Origin of the sequence: Stieleria sedimenti, assembly GCF_025060895.1 — a bacterium.
GTDB classification, from domain to species: domain Bacteria; phylum Planctomycetota; class Planctomycetia; order Pirellulales; family Pirellulaceae; genus Stieleria; species Stieleria sedimenti.
Genome location: NZ_JANZKV010000046.1, coordinates 1 through 6,613, shown reverse-complemented (window position 1 = coordinate 6,613; position 6,613 = coordinate 1). Strand labels below are relative to the sequence as shown.

General features: G+C 58.5%; 3 protein-coding genes. 1 reads left to right on the top strand and 2 read right to left on the bottom strand.

Going from position 1 to position 6,613, the window contains the following annotated elements; all coding sequences use genetic code 11:
- Nucleotides 1-980 precede the first annotated feature (980 nt).
- Both lptB and lepB read right to left on the bottom strand, forming a co-directional pair.
- Nucleotides 981-1,892, bottom strand: a complete 912-nt coding sequence (lptB, locus tag NZK35_RS07600) for an LPS export ABC transporter ATP-binding protein (RefSeq protein ID WP_259631931.1) — start codon at nt 1,890-1,892, stop codon at nt 981-983.
- Nucleotides 1,893-2,068: 176 nt separating this feature from the next.
- Entirely contained in the window at nt 2,069-4,081 is a 2,013-nt protein-coding gene (gene lepB, locus NZK35_RS07595; RefSeq protein ID WP_259631930.1) for a signal peptidase I, read from the bottom strand.
- 328 nt (nt 4,082-4,409) lie between these two features.
- On the opposite strand from lepB, the gene NZK35_RS07590 reads away from it, so the two are divergent.
- Nucleotides 4,410-6,380, top strand: a complete 1,971-nt coding sequence (locus NZK35_RS07590; RefSeq protein ID WP_259631929.1) for a tetratricopeptide repeat protein — start codon at nt 4,410-4,412, stop codon at nt 6,378-6,380.
- The last annotated feature ends 233 nt before the right edge of the window (nt 6,381-6,613 follow it).

Genomic DNA, 6,613 nt, shown 5'->3' with positions numbered 1-6,613 from the left:
ACAAGTCCGGAAAGCAGCTGCAAGAACTCGTCGCCGGAGAATGACAACAGGCGGGATCGCGAGCGAACCCGTTATCCCGAAGGTCGTCGATTGTATAAGTGACGGATTTGATCGTAGCGGAAGGCGCCAAGACTTTTGCGGCATGAACCCTCTCTGGCGTTTGCTTGCTGCGCAAACGCCGTTTCTCCCAAAGGGAGAGAATCTAAATGAGCTGGCAAAAGCTGCCGTTATACGATCGATGTCCCCCGGGATACTGGATTCGCAGGCATGACCCCGAACGGGGTCAAAGCCAGTAGCCGGAGGTGAGCGCAGCGACACCTCCGGACCTCCGGCCCCTGCCGGGCGCGACCCCGGAGGGTGTCGAAGCGAATGGCGCCCGCGCCCTTGAATCCGGCCTGCAGCAACGCTCAAGCCTCCTGATCAATCTCTTTTAGCAAGGCGAACTGCGGCACCGCCGGCGGATTGATTCGCTGCGACCCCGCCGGGGTCGATGGGACTTGAAGGCGTGCCTCCCGGAGGTGGCGCTGCGCTAACCTCCGGCTACTCGCTGGCATCCCGCCGGGATGCTCGTCTCGCTGTCGTGATCCCGGCGACCCGATTACCGGAGGTGGCGCTGCGCTGACCTCCGGCTACTCGCTGGCATCCCGCCGGAACGTCGATTGTATAAGTGACGGATTTGATCGTAGCGGAAGGCGCCAAGACTTTTGCAGCGTGAACCCTCTCTGGCGCTTGCTTGCTGCGCAAACGCGGTCTCTCCCAGAGGGAGAGAATCTAAATAAGCTGGCAAAAGCTGCCGTTATACAATCGACGTCCCCTGCGGTGTGCACCGCAGAGCGGTGCTTGCCCAAAAGTCGCTCAGTAATACAATCGACGTCCCCTTCGGGATGTCGATTTAATTCCTGACGGATATAGCACGCTTCTCCCCTACAAATCTTTAACAAGCTTGCTTGTCGATTTGTGGAAAGAAGGGCAGTGATGAGTCACACATCCGAAACATTCGTGCGTCGCCGCAGGACACGTTTTTGGCGGAAGTGTGGTGGCGGCACGGAGGACGTTTCTTGTGCCGGATGGACGTTCGTGGGGGCTGTCGCGACGGCGGTGGGAGCGTTTGCGGGCAACTCATCGATCGCCTCGGCCACACGCTCGGCCCCGTCCATGTCTCCCAAATACTCTTCGCGGACCTTGGGGTGTCGCTTCACTTCCTCGGGTGTCCCGTCGATCAATACTTGGCCTTGGTAGATCACGTAACAGCGGTCTACCGTGCCCAGAATTTCGCGAGCGGCATGGTCGGTAATCAAAACGCTGATCCCCGAATCACGCAATTGCTTGATCACGCCCTGGATCGATTGCACCGTGACCGGGTCAATGCCCGCAAACGGCTCATCCAACATCACGATTTTGGGATCCGAAACCAGGCATCGAGCGATCTCTAACCGGCGTCGTTCGCCGCCGCTTAACCCCGCCGCCCGACTCTTGCGGATATGGGTGATGTTGAACTCTTCGAGCAATTCTTGCGTTCGGATTTTGCGTTGCTTGCGGTCCATCCCGAGCAATTCCAACAGCGCCGAGATGTTCTGTTCGACCGTCAGTTTCTTGAACACGCTGGGTTCTTGGGGCAGGTAGCCCATGTGTCCATCGCGGGCACGGCGAAACATCGGCCAATCGGTGACATCGCGTCCGTCCAGATAAACCCGGCCGCGGTCGGGTTGGATCATACCGCAGATCATCCGGAAACTGGTCGATTTGCCGGCTCCGTTGGGGCCCAGCAGTCCGACGATCTCTGCCTTGTCGACGTGCAAATTCACCCCGTCGACGACACGCCGTCTGCCGTAGGTCTTTTGCAAATCGATAGCTTCCAGAACCGTCCTGGGCTCGTCGTGATCGATACTCATCGCACTTGAAATCCGTTTCGAGAATGATTGATGACCGGCCCGCTTCAGCGGCTAGTGCGTTGTCGACTTTAAATTTTGGGGTTACGTCAATCGAGCGGAAAAGGGGGCAGGTACCAAAAACCAAATGGCCCGAAGGGTGCTTCGCATTTTTGGTACCTGACCCCTTTTCCGTGGCCCTAGCGTATGAATCGGAAGCGGTCAAAATTGGGAGTGAAGGGGACGGGAGAATTCCAGGGGTGGGGCCAAAACACCATCAGTGCCTTGCCGACCAACAAATCGCGTGGGACGTAAGACGCATCGGCAAACGCGTAGGCTTGATCGCGGAACCGGTCGGGCAGTCGGGCACCCAGCTTGGTCCCCGCCCAACAGCGGGCATCGAGACTTTCAGGGCTGTTGTCGCCCATCGGAAAGAATTGATTTTCTTCCAAGCGAAACGTCACCTCACGGCGTGTTTGCCACACCGGAAATTGTTCCCAGAGTTCGGGACGCGCCATCACGTCTTGGATTTGTCGAAAGCTGATGTTTTGCTGTGCGAGTTGATAGAGCTCGTTCATGTCATAGTCAAAGATGCCGAACGAGCTGTTGTCGGTGGCGACGTAATACTTGTCGCGATCAATTTTGACACGGTTGACCGTCGCTGCCCCGCCACGGACTGCGATGCCGACCGGTGCGGCATCCATCGGATGGACGCCCGCTCGGTATCGCGGATAAGCTTCGCCGTCGCCGCGAAATGCTCGGGCGTCGAACGTGGTCGGTCCGTCAAATTCGACCAATGCGTCGTCCACCCACAACAACAGCTGGTCGTCGCAATTGCTGAAGCGGACCGAGAATGTTTCACCGGCCCGAGCCCCGCTGGCTCCTTGAACCGAAGCCGTTTGTTGCATTCCCTCCGCCGTCGAAAACTGTAACGACTGGCCGCCGTCCAGGATGGCGAGTTTGGCGTTTCCGTTTGTCAGATCGATGCGGCATTGATATTGAATCCCGGCCTCGATCAATTCCATTGTCAATTCCTTGCATTGACTCGACGCAGTCACCTCTGATTCGACAATCAGGTCGCCGACCCAGTGTAATCCGTCATCGGCGAAACCACGCTCGCCGAAGCGGGCATCGCCGCGGAACTGTGCCAACGGCCCACCCGACTTGTAATCGGGATTCAATGGCGGCTTGCCGGCCCAACGCGCGTTAGACGGTGTTGTTTCGTAGACATCGCGGCTGGGGACCGTGATGTAACAGTCATAGGCGTAGAAGTCGGTGATCAGTCGGCTGCTGTACGGGGCAACCATGTTGAGCGGACCGCCCGTGGCGGCGGTGTTCCACTGAATGTCGGTCGGCCAGCGATGAAAGTAGCGCAGCCAATGGGTCTCGGTCTCGTCTTTGGGCTCGACCGAGGCGACCAAACCGTCTTGGCTGCGATCGATCGCCCAGGAGTCCTCGGGCGGGGCCGAGGTGTTTTCTCGCCACGGTTGGATTCGGCTGGGATAGCCTGACTTGATCAGCAAGTCGGATTGCTGGTCGGTGTCATAGACGTGGTGCCGCATCGCCAACAGTTTGTCGGCGGGTTTACGGAGGATGACATCCGACGCCGGCTGGTCTGTCGGTGCCGCGTAGACATCGCCATGAAAGACGCTGATCGTTTCATTGGGCAGGCCGACAAGACGCTTGATGTAGTTCTGCTTCGGATTCCCCGGGAATTTGAACACGATCACGTCCCAGCGTTCGGGCTCGCTGAGCGTGTAGGCAAACTTGCTGACCAGGATCCGGTCGCCGTTGAAGGTGGTGGCGTTGCTGTTTTCTGCCAGATCCAGGTTATTGACGTAGCGGCAATTGGGACAAATACCGGCCACGACCGTGTCGTCTTGGTACGGCCCGCGACGTTCTTTGCTGGCACCAATTTGGAAACGATGATCGCACTGCTGGCAATCGATATCCTTGTGAGCCCCCATCAACGTCGGCGCCATCGAGCCGGTCGGGATCACAAAGGCTTCGGCGACAAAGGCGCGAAACAGGAGCGCCAACACGAACGCGACCACAAACGCCTCGACGGTTTCCCGCTGGGCAGAGGTGCGAATCGAGTCGCCGAACCGTTGCTCCGGAGTCCGATCATCCGACGACGCAGCCGACTCGGCACGCGAGGGTGTTTTTTTGGCGGCTTTGCCAGTGTCGTTCGAATTCTTCGATTTTCGCGTCATTCGTCGCTGCGGATCAACTTGAAAGGGGGAGAAAGCTCTGGCGGAAGGCCGGTCTACGGAGGGATATTAGCTGGTTTATCGCTCGCTGGGAACTTCGATTGCATCGAGCGATTCTTGGCCGCCGACTCGTGCCGTCGCGCAGATTTCGGCGCCCGACAGCAAGTCGATCGAAAAAAACGCTTGATCAACCAGCATTCCGACAGTTTTCCGACGCGGATTTTAGGACGCTGGGGCAGGCGGGCGGGCATTCCAGCTGCACAATTTTGGTCGAATCGATAGAATACGAGTGGTCAATCAAACTGAAATTCCTCGTCGGCCCGTCGGAAAGATGCTCCAACCTCTGCAACACGCTCCACGCCTCGTCTGGACCTGGTGCGCCGCCCTCTTACTCATTGGGGGGCTTTGCCAAGGCTCAATCGGCGTCGTTCGGGCAGCGGACGGTGACGGTCCGGCTGATGACAAGGCCCAAACGACCGACCAGCTGATCAGGGAATTGATCGAAAAACTCGGCAGTGACAGCTATGCCACCCGAATTCGCGCCCGAAATCAGCTCAAGATGTACGGGCTGGAAGCGTTTGATGCCCTTCGCGAGGCACAAAATCACGACGACAGCGAGATCTTGTCGGCCGCCCGCTATTTGATCAGCAGCCTGCAAGTCAGTTGGTCCAAGGACACGGATCCGAAGGAGGTCCAAGAGATCCTCAGCGAATACGGGGCTCAAAGCGAAACCGACCGGCTGGGGCGGATTGAGCTGCTCGGTCGATTGCGGGACCAGATGGGCGTCGAGGCGTTGGCGAGGCTGGCGCGGTTTGATCCCAGTGTGCCACTGAGTCGTCGCGCGGCGATGTTGGTCCTGAAGCAGCCGCTCGGCCGCGAAAAGGTCAGCCGACGTCGGTTGGCCGAGCGGATCGAAGCGGTGATCGGAGACAACGAACGCGATTCGTCACAATGGTTGCTGGCCTACGCAAAGGATCTGCAGGCGGGAAGTTACTCGCCCGAGCGCTGGGAAGCACTCGTCCGGCAGCAGCGCAGGCAGGTCGATGCGGGGGTCAGCCCTGACGTCACGTCGGCGTCGGTGATGCAGATGATTCGCGTGCTGGCAACGCGAGCCTTGGCCGAAGACGCGCGGCAGGCGGCGTTGTCGCTGGTGATGGAGCACATCGATCTGATCGCCCCGGCGACTCGCGATCTGTCCGAGCATGCCGGATGGTCGATTCGCCAAGGATTGTTCCCGATCGTGGTCGCACTCTACGAGCGGCATCAACACGCCTTTGGGGAAAACGCCGAATTGCTTTATTCGGCCGCACAAGCCTATGACGAGATCGGCCAGGGTGAACTGGCCCAGGAACTCGCCGCCGACGCGTTGCAGATCAACCCGTTGCCCGAAGTCGTCGCGAGTGATGCTGCCAAACCCGGTGAGGCAGAAAAACCGAAAGCAGACGAAAACGCGATCACCGACCACCAGCTGCAAGAGATCGCGTATGCCCACTACCAAGCCGCGCTGTTGCTGCGTTCGCGAGGCCGATTCGAATGGGCGGAACGCGAAAATCGAGAAATCATCAAGCATTGCGACATCGAATCAATCGTCGGCGTCAGCGCGCGTCAGGAGCTGGCGCGGATGTTCAGCGAACAGCTGCGCCATGAAGATGCCGCGACCGTGTTGTTCCCGATCGCCGATCGGGCTCAGAAAGATCGCCTTTATCAGTCGCGGATGTCGCGATGGCAAATCAGTCTGAGTCGGATCCGTAGCCTTTATGAGTACGAAAGCGGACTCGCGTTGCTGGAAAAGAGTGGCGATGATCAAGCGGCGTTGAACCAGGTCAAGAGCAAGCTGCAACAGGCCTATCACTTTGATAACGAAAACATCGATATCCTGATTCGGATGTATCGCTTGGATGATCCCGGCGACCCCGAATGGAAGCCATCGGTGGTCAAACAGATTGTCCAGAATCGAGATGTGATGCAGCAGAGAATCTCTCGGATCGAGTCCCGCAAAAAGATCATCAAGCCGGAAGACTACAAGGCGGAACTGGGCGAAGCGTACAATCAATACGCCTGGTTGGTTGCCAACACCGAAGGCGACTATGAACGTGCGTTGAAGTGCAGTCTGGATTCGTTGGAGTTCCTCGATTCGGAAGATCTGATGTACCGCGCCGCGCGTCTGGATACCTGTGCCCGATGCTACTTTGCGCTCGGCCGGATCGAAGAAGCGGTGATCACCCAGGAACAAGCGATCAAGCTTGACCCGTTCTCACCACCGATGCTCCGTCAGTTGGAACAATTCAAAGCCGCGCTGTAGGTCACGCTATGCGTGAGGTTTCCTTGTTTCCAGGCTCTGCCTGGGCACACACAGCCTCGGAGGCTCCCGCCTCCTACTGGCGCACCGCATATGGCCAGCGCCATTCCGCCGGCGTGTTCCAAGGCGAGGCCTTGGGAAGAGGCAAGCAGGATGCTTACCCCACTTGTTCCTGGGAACACACAGCCTCGGAGGCTCCCGCCTCCTACTGGCGCACCGCGTATGGCGAGCGCCAT